This is a genomic window from Agromyces sp. Leaf222 (genome assembly GCF_001421565.1).
Classification (GTDB): domain Bacteria; phylum Actinomycetota; class Actinomycetes; order Actinomycetales; family Microbacteriaceae; genus Agromyces.
This window is the reverse complement of record NZ_LMKQ01000001.1, coordinates 2792573-2813101: the sequence shown is the minus strand read 5'-3', so window position 1 is coordinate 2813101 and position 20529 is coordinate 2792573. Positions and strand designations below refer to the sequence as shown.

22 protein-coding genes are annotated in these 20529 nt (G+C 70.1%); 18 read left to right on the top strand and 4 right to left on the bottom strand.

Annotation, left to right across the window (positions count from 1 at the left end; all coding sequences use genetic code 11):
• Nucleotide 1 precedes the first annotated feature (1 nt).
• Nucleotides 2–853: a CPBP family intramembrane glutamic endopeptidase gene (locus ASE68_RS12640; protein WP_055859154.1), complete on the top strand. Its 852-nt coding sequence runs from the start codon at nucleotides 2–4 to the stop codon at nucleotides 851–853.
• A gap of 111 nt (nucleotides 854–964) precedes the next feature.
• Nucleotides 965–2083 carry a CPBP family intramembrane glutamic endopeptidase gene (locus ASE68_RS12635; protein WP_082462222.1) on the top strand — a complete coding sequence of 373 codons (1119 nt, stop codon included), beginning with the start codon at nucleotides 965–967 and terminating at the stop codon, nucleotides 2081–2083.
• A 53-nt stretch (nucleotides 2084–2136) separates the two neighbouring features.
• Here the strand turns inward: ASE68_RS12635 and ASE68_RS12630 are convergent, their stop codons facing one another.
• Nucleotides 2137–2520 (bottom strand): DUF488 domain-containing protein, encoded by a 384-nt coding sequence (locus ASE68_RS12630; protein ID WP_055859148.1) that lies wholly within the window; start codon nucleotides 2518–2520, stop codon nucleotides 2137–2139.
• A gap of 89 nt (nucleotides 2521–2609) precedes the next feature.
• Between ASE68_RS12630 and ASE68_RS12625 the strand changes: the two genes are divergently transcribed.
• Nucleotides 2610–3803 carry a hypothetical protein gene (locus tag ASE68_RS12625; RefSeq protein ID WP_055859145.1) on the top strand — a complete coding sequence of 398 codons (1194 nt, stop codon included), beginning with the start codon at nucleotides 2610–2612 and terminating at the stop codon, nucleotides 3801–3803.
• 12 nt (nucleotides 3804–3815) lie between these two features.
• Here the strand turns inward: ASE68_RS12625 and ASE68_RS12620 are convergent, their stop codons facing one another.
• Nucleotides 3816–4700 (bottom strand): DUF4190 domain-containing protein, encoded by an 885-nt coding sequence (locus ASE68_RS12620; RefSeq protein WP_055859142.1) that lies wholly within the window; start codon nucleotides 4698–4700, stop codon nucleotides 3816–3818.
• A gap of 570 nt (nucleotides 4701–5270) precedes the next feature.
• Between ASE68_RS12620 and rpsO the strand changes: the two genes are divergently transcribed.
• From rpsO to ASE68_RS12570, 10 genes are all read left to right on the top strand, one after another.
• Entirely contained in the window at nucleotides 5271–5540 is a 270-nt protein-coding gene (gene rpsO / locus ASE68_RS12615) for a 30S ribosomal protein S15 (protein WP_022893496.1), read from the top strand.
• A gap of 468 nt (nucleotides 5541–6008) precedes the next feature.
• Complete coding sequence (locus ASE68_RS12610; protein ID WP_055859140.1) at nucleotides 6009–6863, top strand: glycosyltransferase; 855 nt, start codon at nucleotides 6009–6011, stop codon at nucleotides 6861–6863.
• A complete protein-coding gene (locus ASE68_RS12605) occupies nucleotides 6853–8298 on the top strand; it encodes a glycosyltransferase family 4 protein (RefSeq protein ID WP_055859137.1) in 1446 nt (481 codons plus the stop codon). The genes ASE68_RS12610 and ASE68_RS12605 overlap by 11 nt, the downstream gene beginning before the upstream one ends.
• Complete coding sequence (locus tag ASE68_RS12600; RefSeq protein ID WP_055859134.1) at nucleotides 8295–9932, top strand: glycosyltransferase family 39 protein; 1638 nt, start codon at nucleotides 8295–8297, stop codon at nucleotides 9930–9932. Before ASE68_RS12605 ends, ASE68_RS12600 begins: the two co-directional genes overlap by 4 nt.
• Nucleotides 9929–11056 carry a glycosyltransferase family 4 protein gene (locus ASE68_RS12595; protein WP_055859132.1) on the top strand — a complete coding sequence of 376 codons (1128 nt, stop codon included), beginning with the start codon at nucleotides 9929–9931 and terminating at the stop codon, nucleotides 11054–11056. Before ASE68_RS12600 ends, ASE68_RS12595 begins: the two co-directional genes overlap by 4 nt.
• The gene (locus ASE68_RS12590) at nucleotides 11053–12519 is read left to right on the top strand and encodes a hypothetical protein (protein ID WP_055859129.1); all 1467 of its coding nucleotides are present in this window, start codon (nucleotides 11053–11055) and stop codon (nucleotides 12517–12519) included. The genes ASE68_RS12595 and ASE68_RS12590 overlap by 4 nt, the downstream gene beginning before the upstream one ends.
• Nucleotides 12520–12549: 30 nt before the next feature.
• The gene (locus ASE68_RS12585) at nucleotides 12550–13722 is read left to right on the top strand and encodes a hypothetical protein (RefSeq protein WP_055859125.1); all 1173 of its coding nucleotides are present in this window, start codon (nucleotides 12550–12552) and stop codon (nucleotides 13720–13722) included.
• Nucleotides 13723–13848: 126 nt separating this feature from the next.
• Entirely contained in the window at nucleotides 13849–14589 is a 741-nt protein-coding gene (locus ASE68_RS12580; protein ID WP_055859122.1) for an HNH endonuclease family protein, read from the top strand.
• A gap of 119 nt (nucleotides 14590–14708) precedes the next feature.
• Nucleotides 14709–15350: a hypothetical protein gene (locus tag ASE68_RS20275; RefSeq protein WP_157421637.1), complete on the top strand. Its 642-nt coding sequence runs from the start codon at nucleotides 14709–14711 to the stop codon at nucleotides 15348–15350.
• Nucleotides 15347–16021 (top strand): Pr6Pr family membrane protein, encoded by a 675-nt coding sequence (locus tag ASE68_RS12570; protein ID WP_235480851.1) that lies wholly within the window; start codon nucleotides 15347–15349, stop codon nucleotides 16019–16021. Before ASE68_RS20275 ends, ASE68_RS12570 begins: the two co-directional genes overlap by 4 nt.
• Nucleotides 16022–16079: 58 nt before the next feature.
• Here the strand turns inward: ASE68_RS12570 and ASE68_RS12565 are convergent, their stop codons facing one another.
• Nucleotides 16080–16349 carry an antibiotic biosynthesis monooxygenase gene (locus ASE68_RS12565; protein ID WP_162238274.1) on the bottom strand — a complete coding sequence of 90 codons (270 nt, stop codon included), beginning with the start codon at nucleotides 16347–16349 and terminating at the stop codon, nucleotides 16080–16082.
• A 234-nt stretch (nucleotides 16350–16583) separates the two neighbouring features.
• On the opposite strand from ASE68_RS12565, the gene ASE68_RS12560 reads away from it, so the two are divergent.
• From ASE68_RS12560 to ASE68_RS12550, 3 genes are all read left to right on the top strand, one after another.
• Nucleotides 16584–17003, top strand: coding sequence for a hypothetical protein (locus tag ASE68_RS12560; RefSeq protein ID WP_055859108.1), 420 nt, complete (start codon nucleotides 16584–16586; stop codon nucleotides 17001–17003).
• A 72-nt stretch (nucleotides 17004–17075) separates the two neighbouring features.
• Complete coding sequence (locus ASE68_RS12555) at nucleotides 17076–17483, top strand: RidA family protein (protein ID WP_055859105.1); 408 nt, start codon at nucleotides 17076–17078, stop codon at nucleotides 17481–17483.
• Between the two features lie 146 nt (nucleotides 17484–17629).
• Nucleotides 17630–18163, top strand: a complete 534-nt coding sequence (locus ASE68_RS12550) for an SRPBCC domain-containing protein (RefSeq protein ID WP_082462221.1) — start codon at nucleotides 17630–17632, stop codon at nucleotides 18161–18163.
• A gap of 90 nt (nucleotides 18164–18253) precedes the next feature.
• Here ASE68_RS12550 and ASE68_RS12545 read toward each other — a convergent pair whose 3' ends face one another.
• Nucleotides 18254–18832 (bottom strand): DUF998 domain-containing protein, encoded by a 579-nt coding sequence (locus ASE68_RS12545; RefSeq protein WP_055859102.1) that lies wholly within the window; start codon nucleotides 18830–18832, stop codon nucleotides 18254–18256.
• Nucleotides 18833–19141: 309 nt separating this feature from the next.
• Here ASE68_RS12545 and ASE68_RS12540 point away from each other — a divergent pair, with 309 nt between their 5' ends.
• On the top strand, nucleotides 19142–19636 hold the full coding sequence (locus tag ASE68_RS12540; RefSeq protein ID WP_055859099.1) for an SRPBCC family protein: 495 nt from the start codon (nucleotides 19142–19144) through the stop codon (nucleotides 19634–19636).
• Between the two features lie 169 nt (nucleotides 19637–19805).
• Nucleotides 19806–20399 (top strand): hypothetical protein, encoded by a 594-nt coding sequence (locus ASE68_RS12535; protein ID WP_055859096.1) that lies wholly within the window; start codon nucleotides 19806–19808, stop codon nucleotides 20397–20399.
• Nucleotides 20400–20529 lie beyond the last annotated feature (130 nt).

The following is a 20529-nucleotide window of genomic DNA, read 5'->3' as shown; positions in this document are numbered from 1 at the left end:
GATGCCGCGCACCACCGTCGCCGACACCGCCGACGTCGCCGCGCTGCGGACGCATCCGATCGCCCTCGTGCCGGCGCTGCTCGTGTGCGGCGCCGCGGTGCTGCTGTTCGGGTTCCTGCTGCCGATCGCGGGATACGCGATGCTCGCCGTCGGACTCGTGGTCGCGTGGCTCTGCGACCGCTCGGGGCGCACCGAGCGCCTGCTCGCCGACCTCGCGCTCATCGCCGTCGGCCAGGTGATCATCTCGACGGCGTCGATGAAGGCCGACCTCAGCGACGCCGGCATGGTGCGCTTCGCCGTCGTGCTGGGCCTCGCGGTGCTCGTGCCGTTCCTGATCTCGCGGTTCCTGTACCGCGAGCGCACGATCCGCTTCCCCTGGCGCACCGGGCGGCGCTGGAACCGCACGCAGTGGCTCTACCTCATCTTCGTGACCCTCGCCGGCTGGCTGATCCTGCCGTTCTACTTCATCACCTCGGGCGTCTACCGCAACTGGCCGACCGTGACCGAGCCCGACGAGATCGGGCGCCTGCTCGTCGGCGTCATCGCGGTCGGCACCTGGGACGAGCTGTTCTTCATCTGCACCGTGTTCGTGCTGCTGCGCCGGCACTTCCCGTCGTGGCAGGCGAACCTGCTGCAGTCGATCGTGTTCGTGTCGTTCCTGTGGGAGCTCGGCTACCAGTCGTGGGGGCCGCTGCTCACGATCCCGTTCGCGCTGATCCAGGGCTACACGTTCAAGCTCACGAAGTCGCTCGGCTACGTGTTCACGGTGCACATGCTCTTCGACGCCGTCGTGTTCGCCGTCATCGTCTACGCGCACACGGGCTGGCCGCCGATCTTCCTGCTCGCGCCGTAGCCGGGCGGCGCTCCGTCGGCTTGTGGCGTGGCGCAGTCTCCGTCGCGCGACGGGGTCATCTCCGCCCCGCGGCTGATGCGAACGGATGCCGCGAGCCGCTGTCATGGAGTCATGACCCTTCCAGCCGCAGCCCACGTGAACGCCGCGCCTCCGCCCGCGCCCGACCTGTCGCCGGCGTCGCGCAGGCTCGCGGCCGCCGACCGCCAGCGCGCCAAGAACGCCGCAGCGGCCCCGATCATCCCGACGCGCGTGCCGTGGCTCGCCGTCGGCGTGTTTGTCGTCATCGCGTTCGTCGGGGCGTGGCTCGTCGCGCTGCCGCTCTGGACCACGGGCGAGGGGCTCGCGCATCCGCTCTTCGGACTGCTCGCGCTCGCCATGATGTTCACCCCGGCCCTCGCGACGCTGGTGGTCGTGCTGTGGGTGCGGCGGCCGGCGAGCATCCCGCGCTCGCTCGGCCTCTCGCCGATCCGCCCGGCGGGGCGCACCTGGCTGTTCATCGGGCTCGCGTTCGCGTTCTTCACGGCGTTGCCGTTCCTCGCGATGCTGCTCGGGCACGCGATGGGCATCATCCGCGTCGACCTGGTGGGACTCAGTGGCGTGCAGGCCGTGATCGACGGACTGAACGAGGCCGCGGGTGCCGAGGCGGTGCCCATCGATGCATCCGTCGTCGTGGTGATGACCCTCGTGTCGCTGCCGTTCCTCACCGCGCTCAACAGCGTCGCCGCGTTCGGTGAGGAGATCGGATGGCGCGGCTGGCTGCTGCCGGCGCTGCGACCGCTCGGCACGGTGTGGGCGCTGCTCGCCTCGGGCGTGATCTGGGGCCTCTGGCATGCGCCGCTGATCCTGCTCGGCTACAACTACCAGCGCACCGACCTGCTCGGCGTGCTCGCCATGGTCGCCTTCTGCGTGCTCACCGGCGTCGTCATCGGATGGATGCGCCTGCGCTCGGCCTCGGTCTGGCCCGCCGTCATCGCGCACGGGGCGATCAACACGGCGACGACCCAGTTCCTGATCTTCGCCGACGCCGACTCGCTCGCCGACGGCGCCGGCATCTGGGGGAGCGTGCTCGGCTGGCCGGGCTGGATCCTACTCGCCGCGACAGTGCTGGTGCTCGTCGTCACGCGACAGCTTTGGAAGCAGCCCGCGCCGGGCCTCACGCTCGCGGAGTCGCGCGTCGCGCTCTCCTCGCCGGTCGAGGAGGCGCGCCGGCCCGAGTCGCCGGTCGAGTAGGCACGCCGGCGCCGTATCGAGACCTGCAAGAGGGCGGGTCTCGAGAGGCTGCGCTACCCGACCGGCGGTTCGACGGATGCCCCGTGCCCGGCCAGCCAGTCGAGCAGCACGAGAGCGTGGTTGGCGTGCTCGTCGCGCGCACCGTAGAGCAGCGTGACGCGTTCGTGCGCGCGGCCGAGGGCGAGCAGCGCCTCGGCGGCCGGATTCTCGTCGAGCTCGTGCCGGTACCGCGCGGCGAACCCGTCGAAGGTCGCCTCACGGTCGGCCGACTGATGCCATTCGGTGCGCAGCTCGGGTGACGGCGCGACATCCTTCGCCCACTCGTCGAGCTCGGCGCGCACCTTGCTCACCCCGCGCGGCCAGAGCCGGTCGACGAGCACGCGGCAGCCGTCGGATGCCTCGGGCTGGTCGTAGATGCGCTTGGTCGTGAACGCCATGCGGTCAGTCTGGCAGTGGGGTCGCGACGTCACTAGGCTCCGGTTCAGGGTCCGGCATCGGCCCTGTTCCGTGCGATCAGGGGAGAACGATGACGGATGCGACGATCGACGACTCGTCGGCCGAGCCGGTTCGCGGCTTCGCGGCGTTCGAGTCCGAGGGGCGCGGCGCGATCGCCTCGCGGGCGGCGCAGCTCATGTGCATGGCCGCATTCGCCAGCGATGCCGACGTCTCCGACCTGCAGGACGACGCGGCCCTGCTCGAGGTTCCGATGGTTCCGGTCGCGCCGTCGCCCGAGCCGTTCAGCGACGAGCTCGCCCTCGACCGGTTGACCGAGTCCGCCCTGGCCTCACGGGTGCCGGGGCTGTGGACCGCGGACAGTGCCGAGGCGCCGCCCGTCGAGGCGAAGCAGATCGCGTGGGAGGACATCGAGAGAATGCAGTCGGTGCTCCCGTTGTCGGTGCTGCTCAACGTGTGCCTCCGCAGCGAGCACCCGCTCGAACGGGTCGCCGCGGCCGCGGCGCTCCATCGCCTCTCGGAGAGCGTGCTCGCGACGGCGACCGGAGCGCTCCTCGAGGCGACCGACTCCGAGGACCCGCTCGTGCGTGCGATCGCGAACGCGACGCTCGGAATCGAGCAGGCGACCGGCGAGGGCTCCGGCACGGCTGCGGCCGGTGCGGGCGACGGCGAACCGGTCAGCGTCACCGTGCACGGCACGTGGGGCATGGTCGGAACCGACCCGTGGTATCGGCCGGGAGCCCTGCTGCACGACCACATCCGCGATGAGGTCTCGGCGAACCTGTTCGACGCGCCCGGGTACTTCATCTGGACGGGCGGATTCTCGGAGGCCGACCGCGACGCCGGCGCGCGCGACCTGTCGGTGTGGCGCACCCGGCAGGGCTTCACCGAGTTCGACTCGGTGTACGCGCACAGCCACGGCGGCAACGTCGCCCTCACCGCGGCGGCCGACGGCGAGCGGATCCGCCTGCTCGTGCTCATGCACACGCCCGCGATCCCGCGAGCCGACGAGGAGTGGGCTGTGATCCGGCGCAACGTCGGGCGAGTGGTCGTCATGCGCACGCGCATGGACCTCGTCGTGCTCGCCGACCGGCTGCGCACGGGCAGCCGCCAGCGGTTCGATGCGCGGCTCCTGCCGCACTTCCACGTCGAACTGCATTGGGCCAAGGGCGACGGATGGTTCTCGCACGACTTCTTCGTGACGAAGCAGAAGTGGGATCAGTACCGCATCGCCGAGATCGTGCGGAGCCAGCACGCGCTCGCGTAGGGCGTGCTCGGCCTACTTCGCGGCGTAGTGGAACTCGGCCTGCCAGCCGACGTTGACGAGCCAGGTTCCGTCATCGACGGCGTCATCGGGTACGACGAACGCCATGTTGCCCGTTCCCGTCTCGCCCGGCTGCAGGTCGGGGAGGTCGAAGAACGGCTGGGGGATCACCGAGAAGTCCTCGTCGACCAGCAGCCCGTCGGACGTCTCGAACGAGACGACCACGTCGCTCCACGGCGATGCGGCGGCGCCGGGGGCGCTCGCGTCATCGTGGTAGACGACGGTGACCGGAACGAGCACGTACGAGGAGCCCTCGGGGGCGGCCTCGTTGAACTCGTTCTCGGCCTCGATGATCGCATCGGCGTCGTAATCGGGCTCGTCGATCGTGATCGACAGGTACGGCTCGCCGAGGTTCGTCACCTCGACCGTCTCGCCGATCGGGAACGGGTCGGCACGGTATCCCTCGGTCGTGCCGGGCACGACCTGCATGTCCTGGGCGGCGCCCTCGTCGTAGGGCTCGCCGGACGCGTCGAAGCCCGCGCCCTCGACCGCCGCCTCGATCGAGGAGGTGGCCCACCAGATCGCCGAGACGACGCTCATGATGAGCGCCAGCAGGAACGCGACGATGCCGAGCACGAGGCCGGCGACGCCCTGACCTCTGCGCTTCGAGCGCTTCGAGACGAGAGCCGCGACGCCGAGGCCCACCGCGCCGAGCGCGGGCAGCCACGCGACGAACGCCGCGAAGGGGATCGCCGCGAGCACGATCGCGACGAGGCCGACGATGAGCGCGGCCAGCCCGAGGGTGTTGCGCGGCTCGTCGGCGCCGGGGCCTGATGCCCCGGGGCCTGCTGCGCCGGGGGGAGTGGGGGAGTCGGGCTGTCCGTACGGCGCGGCAGCCACCGACGATCCGGCGGACGGCTGCCCGGGGGCCGGTGCTGTGGGTGCCGGCCCGTAGGGCGAGGTTGCCGCCGGTGCTCCGTACGACGATCGTGCCGCGTAGGGCGAGGGTGCCACGGGTGCGCCCGCGGGCGGCGGGGCGAGGGGGGCTCCGTACGGCGTGGAAGTCGGAGCCGGAGCGGCCTCGGCGGGCGGCACCGGCGCGGCCACGGGGTCGACCAGGCCGAGCTCGGCCGGGGTCGGGATGGGCGGGAGTTCCGGCGGTTCTGCCCGGTTCCGATCGGGTTCGGTCGGTGACTCTGGCACGTCGGTGCTCTCCCCTCCCGGGCGCGGCGCATGGCCCGGTGCGATGATGGTGGCGGATGTCGCGGCGACCGTGAGTGGGCCTGGTGCGCGGCGGGTGCTCGAACGTATCGTACGCGGCGCCCCGGTCGAGCGGCGTTCGCAGCACCGGCGGCCGCGAGGCATCCGCTCTGGTAGACTCTTCAGGTTGCCGTGAAACGGCCGCGCATCAAGAGAGCCCAGGCATTCTGCCCCGGGCAGCGCGCAACGAAGAGAAAGGGGATCCCATCTATGGCACTCGAAGCAGACGTCAAGAAGGCGATCATCGAAGAGTACGCGACCCACCCCGGTGACACTGGATCCCCCGAGGTCCAGATCGCGCTCCTCACGAAGCGAATCAAGGACCTCACCGAGCACCTGAAGGAGCACAAGCACGACCACCACTCGCGTCGTGGCCTGCTCCTCCTCGTCGGTCAGCGCCGTCGTCTCCTCGGCTACCTCGCCGATGTCGAGATCAACCGCTACCGCAAGCTCATCGAGCGTCTCGGCCTGCGCCGCTAAGCAGCACCATGCCGCATTCGTGCGGCGCTGCGGCTCTCGTTGATACCGCGAGCTTCTTGCGAAAGCCCCCCGCCAGCTCTTCGGAGCAGGCCGGGGGCTTTCGTCATGTCCGGGCACGGATGGCGCTGCTCGCGTCTCTGCCCACGGACGGCGACTCCCGGCATCCGGGCGAACTCGAACCCTGGAGCGCCTATGGCGCCGAGTGGTGTCGAACTCGCACCCAGTTCGGGGGTGAAAACGGGTGGTGGGGCGCGATCGGTGCTTTTCGATGCATTTGCATCCGTATGCTGACCGGAGCTCCCGAACGATTCGTGGTTTTGCGCGGTCGGCTCGAGCGAGGCGCCCGCCGGCAGAGATTCGAGCCGCGCTGCCCCGAAACCCATCCCGAACGTACACCCGGCCCAGTGAGGTGCCTCCCGATCCGGTGACGTCGTGCTTGCCCGCGCCGTCGACCCGCTGGAGACACCCATGCTCGACGAGCTTGTGCACGCGCGCCCGCGCGCTGTGCGACCCCTGCCCATGCACGACCGCGCCGTGCACGGTTCGACGCGCACGATCGACCCGACGAGCGCCGCCGCCACCGTCGCTGCCACCGCCGCAGCCGTGGCCGAGCTGGACGTCATCATCCCGGCCTACAACGAGGAGCTGCGCATCGGCGCGGCGCTCGAAGCGCTGTGCACGCAGTTCGCCGGGCATCCAGACCGCATCCGGGTGCTGGTGGTGGACAACGGCAGCGTCGACGGCACGGTCGAGGTCGTCGATCGCGTGCGCAGCCGAGGTGTGCGGATCGAGATCGTCAACTGCCGTACCCCGGGCAAGGGCGCCGCGGTGCGCGCCGGTGTCGCACACGCGACCGCTCCCTACATCGCCTACGTCGACGCCGACACCTCGGTGCCCCCGCACGTGCTGGCCACGGGACTCGCGCTGCTCGAGCACGGCTGGGAGGGCATCGTCGGGTCGCGTCGAGCGCTCGGCGGCGAGTACGCGGTCGCCCAGCCGCTGCTGCGCAGGGTCGGGAGCCGGGCGTTCAACCTCGCCGCACGAACCGTGGTGGGGCCGTTGAGCGACACCCAGTGCGGCATGAAGATGTTCCGTCGCGAGCTCGCGACGGCCCTGTTCGCCGAGTCCAAGATCGACGGCTTCGCGTTCGACGTCGAGATCCTCGCTCGCGCGCGGGCCGCCGGAATGCGGCTGATGGAGCTGCCGATCACGTGGACCGACAGCGCGGGCTCCTCCTTCGCCCCGGTGAAGGACGGCATCGCCTCGTTCCGCGAGATCGCCCGCGTGCGACTGCTGACCCGGGGGCTGTCCCGTGCCGCCTGAGCCCGCGCGCGACGTCTCGACCGGCACGCTCGTCATCGCCAACTGGCGCGACCTCGATCATCCCGAGGCGGGTGGCGCCGAGCTCGTCTGCCAGGAGCTCGCCGAGCGCTACGCCGCTCGCGGGTGGGATGTCGTGCTGCTCGCGGCCGCCGTCACGGGGCGTCCGCGGCTCGAGCAGCGCGACGGCTACCGGATCGTCCGCGGCGGCGGCCGCTTCACGGTGTACGTGCACGCCCTGTGGTGGCTGCTGCGCCATCGCCGCGAGGTCGGCGGCGTCATCGATTCGCAGAACGGCATCCCGTTCTTCACGCCGCTCGCCGTCCCGGCCGGCACCCCGGTCGTGATGCTGTTGCACCACGTGCACCAGGAGCAGTTCGCCGGGTACTTCCCCGCGCCGGTGGCCGCGCTCGGACGCTGGCTCGAGAGCACGGCGAGCCGTCGCGTGTACGGCCGACGCAGCGTGGTCGCCGTCTCGCCGTCGACCCGCACGGACGCGCGCCGCCGGCTCGGCCTGCGCGGCAGCCTCTGGGTCGCGCCCCCCGGGCTCTCGGCGACACCGGCCGTCGACGTCGACCGCTCCGAGCGACCGGCGATCGTGACGGTGGGACGTCTCGTGCACCACAAGCAGGTGGCGCAGGTCGTCTCCGCGCTGCCGGCCGTGCTGGAGCGCCACCCCGACCTCACCATGACGTTCATCGGTCGCGGACCGGAGCGCGACGCGCTCGTCGAGCTCGCGACGTCCCTGCAGGTGGCCCACGCCGTCCACATCCGCGGCGACCTCGACGACACGGCACGCGATCGTGCCCTGGCCGGTGCATGGATGTCGGTCAATGCCTCCCAGGGCGAAGGCTGGGGGCTCTCCGTCCTCGAGGCGAACGCGCAGGGTGTTCCCGTGCTCGCCTACCGCCGACGGGGCCTGCGCGACTCGATCGTCGACGGTGAGACCGGCTGGCTCCTCGAAGAGGGAGACGATCTCGCCGAGGCGATCATCGATCGGATCGACGAGCTCGCGCACGCCGACGAGGCTGCCCGCTACGCGAGGAACGCCCGCGCCTGGGCGTCGCAGTTCACCTGGGACTCGATGGCCGACCGCATCGAGGGTGCGCTCGAGTTCGAACGACAGCGGCTCGGTGCCCGAGGCGACCAGGCGGCCCCGTTGTCCGACACGGCGACGGTGTTGACCATGCACGTCGATGCGCTGCCCGACGACTGGCGCGACCATCTGAGGCCCTCCGACCTGTGGATCCGGGACGGTGACCTCATCCGGGTGCTCTGCCTGGACACCGACGTGACCGCGGCCGAGGCCCTTCTCGCGCGATTCGGGTTGGGCGCGGACTCGCCGTGTCGCGAGCAGGTGCGGGTCGAGGTTGCGCGCACCCGCGACCACCTCAGCCTGCGTCGGCCCGCCGAGCGCAGCACCGAGGCGGCCCGATGAGCGCGACGACCCTTCCCCGCCAGGCGGAAGCCGCCCAGCGCGACGACGTCGCCACCGACGAACGTGGTGGAGCCACCCGATCCGAGTCCCGCAGGGTGGCGCGCGCCCGCAGTTCGCGCCGGACGGCGATCCTCGTCGCGATCGCCCTCGCGGTGGTCGCCGCCCTGCTTCGGCTGATCGACATCACGACGTCGTACGACATCTTCATTGACGAGGCGACCTACGCCGCCATCGCACGGGACACGACGCTGCTCGTCGGCCCTACGCTGCACGGCCTCTCGTTCGTGCTGCATCCGCCCATCGCCCTGCTGCTGCTCGCGGGCCCCGCCCAGTTCCTCGGATCGCATGACGTGGCGGCCCTCATCGTCGGGCTCCGGCCGGTGGCCGCGGTGTTCGGTTCACTGACGGTCGCCGTGCTGTACCTCGCGCTGCGCCGGGCAGGGCTGCGCAAGGCGGCGTTGGCGGCTGCCGCCCTCGTCGCCCTCGACCCGTTCATCATCAGCTTCGACAGCCGGGTGATGCTCGAGGCGTTCGCGCAGCTGTTCGCCGTGCTCACGGTCGCCGCGGCGATCCGCACCGCGACCGCCGACCCGCGCACGCGATGGCGATGGGCGGTCGTGACCGCCGTGGCCGGCGCCGCGACCTTCGGCACCAAGGAGACGTTCGGGCTCGTCATCCTCGCGACGCTCGTGCTCGTCGCGTGCACCGCCCCGCGCGGCGAGCGGCGCGGGCCGATGATCGCCGTGGCCGGAACGTTCTTCGGGTACGCGTTGGTCAACCTCGCCATGATCTCGTGGGCCGGTGTCGGCGTGTGGTGGCACATGCGCACCGACGGCCTGTCGCGGCTCCTCGGCACCCAGCAGTCGACGGGGTTCAAGGCGGAGGGCGTGCAGGTCTCGCTGTGGGACCGGCTGCTCCCGAACGGCGTCGAGCTCGCTGCGACCTACACGATCCTGACGATCGGGGGGTTGTGCGCGATCTCATTGCTGTGGGGCCTGCTTCGCCGCCGCGCTTGGGCGGTCGACCTGGCACCGGGCGCCGCGGCGGCCGTGCGCATCGTCGCGATCTGGGCCGTCTGCGCATGCGGCTACGTCGCGTACGCGGTGGTCTTCGGCTCGCTCGAGGAGCAGATGTTCTATATCGCGGTCGTTCCCTGCGCCGCGGCGCTCTCGATCCGCGTCTTCGTGATCGGCCGACGCGTACTGCGGCGCGCCGGCATCGTGGGCGTCGTCGCGATCCTCTGCCTGCAGGGCGTCGCGTGGGTGCAGGTGCACACGGTGTCCGACGACGTGTACGCCCAGCTGCTCGAGCGCGTCGCCGACGTCGCACCGGCGGGAAGCACACTTGCTGTCACCGAGGAGACCGGCCAGTTCGTCATCTCCGGCTACGAGCTGGGCCAGTGGGCCACGGCGCCCGAGCTCATCGAGCACGACGTCGACTTCGTGCTGTTGTCGGATCGTCTCGTCGAGCACGGCTACGGCCTCGCCGACCAGGAGTTCGCCGACGCCGTCAGGGAGCACGGCGAGCTCGTGCTCTCGGTGCAGGGGCGTGAGAACGACCTGCAGCTCTACGACGTTCGGGACTGGACGCACCCGGCCGGCAGCGACATCGCGACGACGGGGGACGGCTCATGACCGCCCGCCCGCGCGTGCTGCACCTCGGCTACGAGGATCCGCGAAAGCCCGGCGCCGGCGGCGGCTCGGTGCGCACGCACGAGATCAACACCCGCTTGGCCGAGGACTTCGACCTGGTCGTCGCGTGTGCGAGGTTCCCCGGGTGCGAGCCGTACACGCAGGACGGCGTGCGCTACGTGCACCTGGGTGCCGGCACGGGTCGCGACCTGAGCGCCGCGACGTACTTCGCCGCGCAGCGTGGTGCGGTTCGCCGGTACGCGCCCGATCTCGTCGTCGAGGACTTCGGCGCTCCGATCTCGACCTGGGGCCTGCCTCGAACGACATCGGTGCCGGTCGTCGGGGTCGTGCAGTGGCTCTTCGCCGCGGAGAAGTCGCGTCAGTACCACCTCCCGTTCGACCGGATCGAGCAGTTCGGCCTGGCGGCGCACCGCACCCTCATCGCCGTGTCCGACGACCTCGGTGCCCGGTTGCGCGAACGCAACCCGCGCGCCGAGGTGCACGTGGTGCCGAATGCCCTGCCGCCGCAGGCGTTCGCGACTCCCCATGACGGCCCGCGCACCGGCATCCGCTATCTCGGTCGCATCGAAGACGCCCAGAAGGGGCTCAGCCTGCTGCTGCACGCGTACGCGAGTGCGACCCGATCGCCCGCCGGGATCGCGCAGGACGTGCTCATCGCCGGCGAGGGCCCCGACCGGGGTGCACTCGAATCGCTCGCGGTGGAACTCGGCATCGACGACCGGGTGCGCTTCGTCGGACCGGTGGCACTGACCGACCGGTTCGAGTGGCTGGCCGCCGCGGAGCTCGTCGCGATGCCGAGCCGGTACGAGACGTTCGGCATGGTCGCCGCCGAATCGATGGCCGTGCACACGCCGGTCGTCGCCTTCGACATCGACTGCCTGCGCAACCTCGTCGATGAGGCGAACGGACGTCGCGTGCCGGCGTTCGACGTCGAGGCCTACGCTCGGGCGTTGCTCGAGGTCGGAGCCGACTCGGGACTCCGTTCCTCGCTGGGCCGGCACGGCGCGGCCGATGTCGCCCACCTCACCTGGGACAACGCGGCCGAGCACCAGGGCCGCGTGTATCGGGCGGCCATGCAGGGCCGCTCGTCGGAGGCCGCACGATGAGCGCGACGACGACCTCGGTGCCGATCGGCGAGCCCACGATGGTCGACGACGCGAAGCAGGTCCAACGGCACGCCGCCGTGGTCTCCGCGACCACGCTGGTCGTGTCGATCGCGAACTACGCCTTCTCGCTCGTGCTCATTCGGCTGCTGGCCGCGCCGGACTACGTGGCCTATGCGTCGATCCAGAGCCTGCTCCTCGTGCTCGGCTCGGGGGGCATGGCGGCGATCCCGTGGGCCGTCGCCCGCCACGTCGCGCTGACCCGCACGGCGCACGCCGCGGGGGAGGCGCTCGGGTTCGGGCTCGTCGCGTCCGTCGTGCAGGGGGTCGCGTTCGCGGTGCTCTCCTTCGCGCTCGTCGCTCCGGCATCTGGTCTCCGACTCGGCGTGGCCGCCGGCGTGGCCGCCTTCGCGCTGTCGGTCGTCGCCGCCCCGATCGGGCTCCTGCAGGGGCAGGGACGACTCGTGGCGATCTCCGTGCTTCGGCTGGTCGAGATGGTGGTGCGGATCGGCCTGTCCCTCGTGCTCGTCGTCGCGGTCGCCGCCGACCCGCTGGCGCCGATCACCGGCTTCATCGTGGCCAGCGCCATCCTGACGGCGGCGGGGCTCGCCGTCTGCCGCGGCGCATTCCCGCTGCGTCGGGCCGCGCGCAGCACCTACCGGGGCCTGCTCCGGCACAGCGCCCTGCTCGGCGTCGCGCAACTCGCGCTCGCCGCGCTCGGCACCATCGACACGGTCGTGATCGCGATGACCCACATGGCCGCGACCGACGCGCGCGACTACCAGGTCGCCGCGCTGCTCGGGCGCGTGCCGCTCTTCGTCGGCACGGCGATCGCCATGACCTACTACCCGCAGATCGCGAGCGCGGCATCGGCCGGGTTGGCACGACTGCAGCAGGCGCGAGCGGCGCGACTGATGTTCGTGCTCGGGATGCCGGTGGCGATCCTGCTGGCCACAGTGCCGAACTGGGCGCTCGAGATCGTCGCCCCCGGTAACGCGACTCAGGTGGGTCAGCTGCTGCCTCTGACCGCGATCACGGGGGTGACCGTCGCGACCGCGACGGTGCTCGCCTGCGCCCGTCAGGCCCGCGAGCACTACACGCGCCTCTTCGCGCTGCTCCTGCCCTTCGCCGTCGTGCAACCGATCGTGCTCGTCGGCGTCGGCGCCGGCGACCTCGGCACGGTGACGACGTTCGCCGTCTGCGCCGCCGGGATCGGCGTGCTCCTGCTGGCCGTGCTCCTGATCGACCTGCGCCGGTGGCGGCCGTGGTCGCTCGTGCGGGTGTTCGACGTCGCCGGCATCGCGGTCGTCCTCGTGCTCGCCGTCGTCGGACGCGACGTGCCGTTCGTGTGGTGGGTGGCCGCGGTCGGGGGAGCTGCGCTGTGCATCCGGGCGCTGCTGCGGCATGGGTCGGAGGCGCCGAGCGAGCCCGCGGCGCCCGCAGATGCCGTGGACGCCTCCCGCTGAGGTCCCGAGGGCCGTCACTATGCTGGAGCGATGGGGGCTCCGCGGGGGTGGCAGCGACCGCTCGCCACAGTCGCGGTCGGGCTCGTCGCGGCGCTCCTGACCGCAGCGGCCGCTCGGGTCGAGGCCGCCTCGCCGGTCGAGATCGAGCTGCTGCAGCCGATTCCGGGTTCAGCCACCTCATACGCCGCTGCGGGGGTCGACCTCGTCACGCTCGAGTTGGGCTGGGACGCCTACCAGCCGACGGCGACGACGACGAACCGCTCGTATGTGGCGGGGCGACTGGCCGAGGCCGCCGCCTACGCCGCCGCCGGCCTCGATGTCGTGCTCGATCTCGGGCTCCAGTACCCGCCGGCCTGGGCGTGGAACCTGCCGGGTGAGACCCGCTTCGTCAACCAGTACGGCGAGGAGTGGCATGGCGGCATCGGCGCCGATGCCCTCGACGGCGTCTGGAACTCCGCCGTCCGTCAGGCGCAGAAGCGATACGTGCAGGCGGTCGCACGCGACTTCGCCGGCGTGGTGGACCGCGTGCGCGTCGGTGGCCTGCTCTCGGGGGAGATCCGGCTCCCGCCCGCGCATTCGGGCGGTCGGGTCGACAGCCTGTGGGCGTTCGGCGGGGGAGCCCTCGCCGCGTCACCAGATCCCGCGTGGCAACCCGGATCCGGGTCGGTCGCGCAGTCGCGCAGATGGTTGGAGTTCTACCTGTCCTCGGTGAGCGGCTACGCGGCGTGGCTCACCCGCACCGTCGGCACCTCGTTCCCCGCGGCACCGATCGACGTGCTGCTGCCCGGCTGGGGCGTGCGGCCCGGAGACGTCGACCGGGTCGCGAACGCACGGGTCTCGTCGGCGGCCGTCGCCGGCACCGGCGACGACCTCGCGGGCGGACTCGACTGGCCCAGGCAGGTGCGCGCGCTCGACCGACTCGGACTCGACGTCACCGCGGTGACGACGTGGCTCGATGCGCCGTCGTACGGCACGGCGCCCCGCGACCTCGCACCCGTCGAGTACCTCGCCACGCTGACCGGACCGCTGGCGATGCCCCTGAGCGGCGAGAACACCGGCGGCGGGGGAGCCGCCGCGCTCGAGCGGGTTCGCGCACAGGCCGATCGTCTGGGTCTCGAGCGCATCACCTGGATGTCCGGCCGCACGTTGGGCGCTCCCGGCGAGGTCTCACTCGAGACGCTGGGCGCGGCGTTCCCCGGTTGATCGGTCGAGCGGCGCCGGATGCCGCGGGCCGGCGTGACGGCTCCGCAGCCGCATGCCCGGTCTGGCGCCCGAACGCGGGTGGCCGAACGGTCGGGCGAGGGCCCAGGAGCACGCCAGAATGATCGGATGCCCCGTCGCCGACGCTCCCGCCGAATCTCCCTGCCCGCCCTGCTCGTCGTGCTGCTCGCGGTCGCCGTCTGGGTGTACCTCTACGGACCCGAGGGCACGAGCTCGCAGGCGGGCGGCGGCTTCGAACTGCCGACGTTCGCGCCGGCATCCGAAGACCCGAACGGTCGTGCGCCGATCGACCCGGCGACGCTCGACCCCGAGCTCGCGGACCTCGTGGTCGCCGCGCCCGGCTCGTCGTCGCGGTACGATCGCGACCTGTTCGGCGAGGCCTGGCTCGACGTCGACGGCAACGGCTGCGACACCCGCAACGACGTGCTCATCCGCGATCTCGCCGACGTGCGATTCCGCGCCGACAGTGCCGACTGCATCGTGCGCACGGGCACGCTGACCGATCCCTACACGAACACGGTGATCTCGTTCGTGCGCGGCCCCGACACCTCGGAGGCCGTGCAGATCGACCACGTCGTGCCGCTTTCATACGCGTGGCAGCACGGTGCATCCGAGTGGACCGATGCGCAGCGCGCGGCGTTCGCCAACGACCCGGCGAACCTGTCGGCCGTCGACGGGCCCGCCAACCAGGCGAAGTCCGACTCCGGCCCGGCCGAATGGATGCCGCCGGCGAGCGGCTACGCCTGCACCTACGTCGACCGGTTCGCCGACGTGCTGCTCTCGTACGGACTCACCGTCTCGCCAGAGGACTTCGACGCGATCGCAGCCGTCGACTCCGGCTGCCCCTGACCCGAGTCGCCGAGGGTTCCGTGCGGACGTGTTGCCGCCGGGGACGGAATCCGCAGTGGAGCCCCGAATACCCGGATAATCGTTTCGGAAATCGCTCGATAGGCGGAGAAGAGGTTGATGTGGCCACACGCGTGCCGGCTGGATCACGCCTGCGGGTCTCGGGGTTGGCTGCCTCGTTCGCGTTCATCGTCTTCGTTGGAGTTGCGTCGGTTTGCCTGACGACTTCGGCGACCGCGGCGGGGCTCGACAAGGCCGTCATCTTCGCCGCCGGTGCTCCAGCGGCATTGGCGATCCTGTTTCTGCTGCTCGGGCTCCTCCGGCTCCTCGGATCGGGACGAGACGGCGCGGTAGCGAGACAGATCACGGACAGCCGAGCGGTGGTGTTCGGTTCAGGAAGGACGGCCGGACTGAAGAATGCGGTCGGGCCGTACCGTGTAGGGCCTCCGGAAACTGCCGTCCCATACGATTTCACGGTGGTCTGCAGCTCGGACGCAGTGAACCTCTGGACGGGCTCGATCGCCCTGCCCGTCAAGTTCGCGGAGATTCCCTGGCGCGACGTCGTGCAGACGACCGTCGGCACCGTGGCCATCGACGAACGACGGTCGCGTGGTATCGCCATCCAGACCACAGCAGCAGGGCGCATCGAGCTCCAGCCGCTCGGGCACGGCTTCGTGGCCGCCTTCCCGCTGTCGAAGACGACGCTCGGAGAACTCGCAGCGGAGATGAACGCCCATGCACGCGCATGCAAGGAGCGTCAGTGAGTCGGGGCGCACTCGCGCGCCCGATCGGCGTCGCCCGCATCACAGTGGGCGTACTGTGCCTCGCCGTGCTCTGCTACGCGTACGCCCTGCGCATCGCGGCAGGGGACGGCAACCCGTTCGACTACTTCGGCTACTTCACGAACCAGACCACGTCCCTCGCGAGCGTCGTGCTGATCATCAGCGGGACCTTCTCGATGCGCGGGCGCGTCGCGCCCGGCTGGCTTGACCTCCTGCGCGGAATGGCGACCGCGTACGTGATCGTCGTGGGAGTCGTCTACAACGTCCTGGTTCCCGGAACCGGAACCGCCCCAGCCTGGGTGAGCGCCGTTCTCCACGTCGTGGTGCCGTTGGCTGTCGCGATCGACTGGATCCTCGTCCCTGACCGCTCGCCCCCGCCGTGGCGTCGGCTCTGGCTCGTCGCGGTCTACCCGGTCGTCTGGGTAAGCGTCGTCCTCCTCCGCGGAGCGTCTGATGGGTGGGTGCCGTACGGTTTCCTCCTCCCGGAGCGCGGGCCGCTCTCGCTGGCCGTGCACCTGCTCGGGTTGTTCTGCGCAGTTCTCGCGGCCGGCGCCCTGGCCTGGGCCGCAAGCCGGGTCAACCTCTGGCACTCCAACAGTGACCCAACCGGTGAAGCAGAGATCGTCGACGCCACGCGAGTCACGTCGGCTTGAGCCGCCCAGCAGTTCGCGGATGCCGCGCCCGGTGAGGATCGCGTCGCGTTCCCGGCTGTCAGCGAACGTCGCCGCGCAGCCCGTCGATCGGATGCTCGTCCCAGGTCGCGAACGGGTCGTTGCCGACTTCCGCCATCAGCGCGGGTCGTGCGGCCGTCGCGGCGTCCTCGGAGTCCCAGAGCGCAATGCCCACAAGACGGCCGCTCCCATCGTCCACGACGCCGGTCCAGTGCAACCCCGGCTGTTCGCGGGCGACCCGGCTGTATCGCTGCATCGAGTCGAGCACCGCTTCCCGGTGCTCGGGTTTCGGCGAGTGCACGGAGACCACGGCGTACGTCATGCCACGAAGCCAAGCACGTGGCGCGCGGATTGGGAACAGGGGGAGTCGGCGGTGCGACGAACGAGCTTCTCTGGTCGCTCGGTGGGTCCAGTCTCTGATGTGTATCGCCTCGAAGCAGCCCCGTAGGCGCTCGGCGAGTGATTCGACTTGCGGCCGGGTGCACGATTTTCGTGGGGTTTGGAGGGCAGGCCACGCGCGACGGTTTGCATCTATGCTCGCGTCATGATTCAGTCCGGGCGCGCCTCGCTCACGGTCGTCTCGACCGAGACCGACCCTGCGCTCATCTCCGAGATCCTCGGACTGGTCCCGACGAGAACGAAGCTCCGAGGTTCCGTGAACCGCTCTGGTCGGCAGCTGGACCACAACGTGTGGACGATCGACGTCGAGCGCAGCGCCAACACGGAAGAGGACGCGACGGGCACTCGAGCGCTGGGTGATCTCGTCGCAGCCGCAAGCGCCGGAATCGGTCGATTTCCACTCCTCCCGGCTGATTGCTCCGCGAGGATCTGGTGGTCCGCGGACTCCGATTCAACGCAAGGCGGCTTCGTCATTCCCATCGAACTCGCTGCGGGGATCGCCGCGCTCGGTGTCGACGTCTACGCGACGGTCTACCTCGACGATGGTCTGAACAGCGCCGAGTGACGCTCGTTCCAGTCGGCGAGCGGCCGCTGGACGATCCGTCAGCTGTCTGCCGTGTCGTGTCAGGATGAGCCTGTGCACAGCGCCGTACGTCTCATTCGATCCAGCACGCTCAGCGGAGTCGCCCAGTATGCGTACGCAGCGACAGCACCGAAGGACGCGCGCTACATCTTTCTTGCCGGTGCTTGCCCGCTCGAAGACGATGGAACCATTGCCGCGGTTGGCGACTACGCGGCCCAAGCCGCTCGGTGCATCGAGACGATGAAGGGGGCGCTCGAGGCCGCCGGGGCAGGAATCGAGCACGTGATCAGCACGCGCGTCTTGGTCGCTTCCTCGAACCGGTCCGATCTCGTTGCAGCTTGGGAGGTGGTTCATGGCGCGTTCGGCGATCATGACGTACCGAGCACCCTCTTCGGGGTCACGGTCCTCGGATATGACGATCAGCTCGTCGAGATCGAGGCGGTTGCAGCAGTCATCGACTGACTTGCCCATCGGCGTCGTGAAGCGGCGTGCGGATGTCGCCATCCTCTGAGTACCTTGAGCAGGAAACGAGGGAAGCGAATGGCGGCCTCTGCCGTTGCCTACGGAGAGCAACGAATGGGCGCGATTCGAACAGGGAGTTGGTCGCAATGACCGAAGTGCACGGATCGGACGAATCCGACCGGTCGACGGATGAACTGATTCCGGATGTCCGACACGAGATCTTCAGTGTCTCCAGAGTTCTCCAGGCGGATCGGGCAACGGTCTTCGGAGCGTTTGCGGACGACCTCATCCGGCGGCGGTGGGTCCGTCTCCCGGGATCGGGAGCGACCTACGATCACGTCTTTCGGGTCGGCGGGGGCGAGGATGCGACCAGCACCTTCGTCCTGCCCGACGGGTCGGAAGAGCGGTTGCGCAACAGGTCCCGTTATCTCGACATCGTTTCCGGCCGCCGGATCGTGTTCGTGTACGAGGCGATCGTCAATGCCATGACCCGGTGGGTATCGCTCGTGACCGTCACCTTCGAGGATGCGGATGGTGGGGGAACCACGCTGATCTGGACGGAGCAAGTCGCGTTCCTGACCCGCACCGGTGACGGCAGCGCCGACCTGCCTCACCTGCGTACCGGGACGACCCTTCGGCTGAACGGGCTTTCGCTGGCCATCGATGGCAGCGGCTCCTGAGGCCCGCAATTCTCGCCGAGCTGTCAGCATGCGCTCGTGCGCGACATCCGAAGACGGACCGGCTGGCGCCTTAGAGGCGGCGCTCTTGCCTCACGCGGCGGACAGCACGCCGACAGCGGCCAGCACCACCCATGCCAGGTAGGCGAGGAGGCAGAACCTGTCCGGCCATCCGATTCGGATCTCAGGCGAGCCGCCTTGCCCGTGGGCTGGGGCCGCGGCGATGAGGAACCACACCAAGCCGGCGAACGGAACGACGGATGCGATCGCCAACGTCCAGCCGAGCGCGGTCGCCACCCCGACCCCCGCGATCAGCGCGGCAGGGGGGAAGCCGGCGAGCAACACCCCGCCAAGCATCGTGTGCGCCCTGCCCACGGGCGTGGCCTGAGCGCGGGGAGTCATGATCGGATCGGCGTCGATGAACGCGGCACCGAGCGCGCCCAATGCGACCGCGGCCAGGGGGATGGTCCACGCGCCGCCGAACGGCCACAAGGCGACACTCGTCGCCGCAAGGCCGATGGCCATCGTGACGAAGGCGAGGCGCATCACCCACCCATAACGCCCCAGGGAGTACTCGCTGATCATCCGCCAGGACGGGTCGTACTCGGGCTTGAGAACGTGGAGGATCGCGATCAGCCCTGCCGTGATCCCGCCGCCGACGAGCGCCGTCACGGCAGCGACGGCAGCAACGCTCAACAGGCCATACCTCCAGCGACCACGGGCATCCTCCTGAGCGGCACTCTATCCCGCGGTCTGGGACGACCATGGCTGGCCCAACACCGGAGCCGCATGCAGCGTCCGATCGCCGACCGGCCTCCGGGCGGCTTGGCTCCGCGCCGATGAGCAAGTACGGTCCTGAGCGTGACGATCAACAGCCCGCCGGAGAAGCGCTCAGCGCTCGATTTCGCCATCGCGACGCGAACCACCGAGGCCATGTCGTGCGGGTAGGCCATACGTCATCCGGCGGGCAGGGCTGATCACATGCTGATCGCCGCCCAAGACGCCACCGTGCCGGTCATCGTGCAGACCAGGTCGGCGCTCGCGCCCGAGGTCCTGTTCGCGGTCATCGTCCCGATCGATCTGACCCTGGTGTTTCGAAAGTGGGGCCCGTTCCCCGGGGTGCTCGGCGTCGAGAACCAGACCGGCGCGTGGGACCGCGTCGGGCAGAGCCGAAACCCGCAACTCTCGGACGGATCGACCGCCTTCGAGCGACTCACCGAGTACACCGAGGGCCACTCGTTCGCGTATGAACTGTCGGCGTTCACCGGGCGCATGCGACACCTCGTACGCGGCATCCGCGGTGAGTGGACATTCACCCCCGATGGCCTCGGGACGGTCATCAGGTGGACGTACGAGTTCAGCCCTCTCCCTGGTCGGAGGTTCGTCATCCGACGAATCGTGGCCCCACTGTGGCGTCGGTACATGGCCACCAGCCTTCGCGCGACGGTGCGGGAATCGAACCGCCTGGCGAAGTAGGCCCGACCGGCTTGCGATCTCCACCCGGGCGCGTTCGAACATGGCCGCGCCATCGTGCGATGGCGCAGTCGGGTCGCGGTGTGAGACGGTCTGACTGGCGTGTTGAGAAGCCGAGGAGGTATCTGTGCGCTCATCTGTACCGATTCCCGGGAATCCATGGCCGCACGACATGGTGATCACCGTCGATGACGATCCAGCGTCGCTTGTCGAGCTGCTGTGGATCCGCGATGCCTGGGACCTGCGACCGGACCACGACGATGTTCCGCCGCCACTTGCCGACCCACCCGACCCTGGGGTGAACGGAGAGGATGAGGTCGACATCCAAGCTTGGCAGGCTGCTTGGCCAGAGATCTGGGGTGCCACGCTCCGGCACGCCGGCGAAGTCCTCGACCCCGCGCTCTTCGACGCGATTCGAGGCACGGCGAACAATTCTCCTGAGCGCATGGAGTTGCTCGCTCGAATCACCGGACCTTCCTGGCGGGATCGGTTCGGTGACACGGGCTTGGTGCGGTTTCAGCCTTGGCAGGCTTCGCAATTCCGCAGGCGGACGGCCAGTCTCCCTACCTCGACCGAGGAGCAACCCGAGCACCGTTCCCTTGACGCGCTCATCAACGCATGGCGGCACGGACTCACGAGGATCGTGACGATCCCGTGCCGCGGTTCGTTCACGAGAGTCATCGGCCCGCATGCCCTGCTCATGACCGACGAGACTCGTGCAGATGCGGAGGCCTTCAGTGCGGCACTCCGTCAGTTCGGTTCTTGAGCCCGATAGCCGATCCTCTAACGAGCCGCGACCGGACGCGTGCAGATAGATCCGTCTGCGGGCAACCGTTCATGGACCGGCATCCGAAATGGTTTTATGAGGAGCGCTTCCGGGTTCGGCTGGCGGCAGC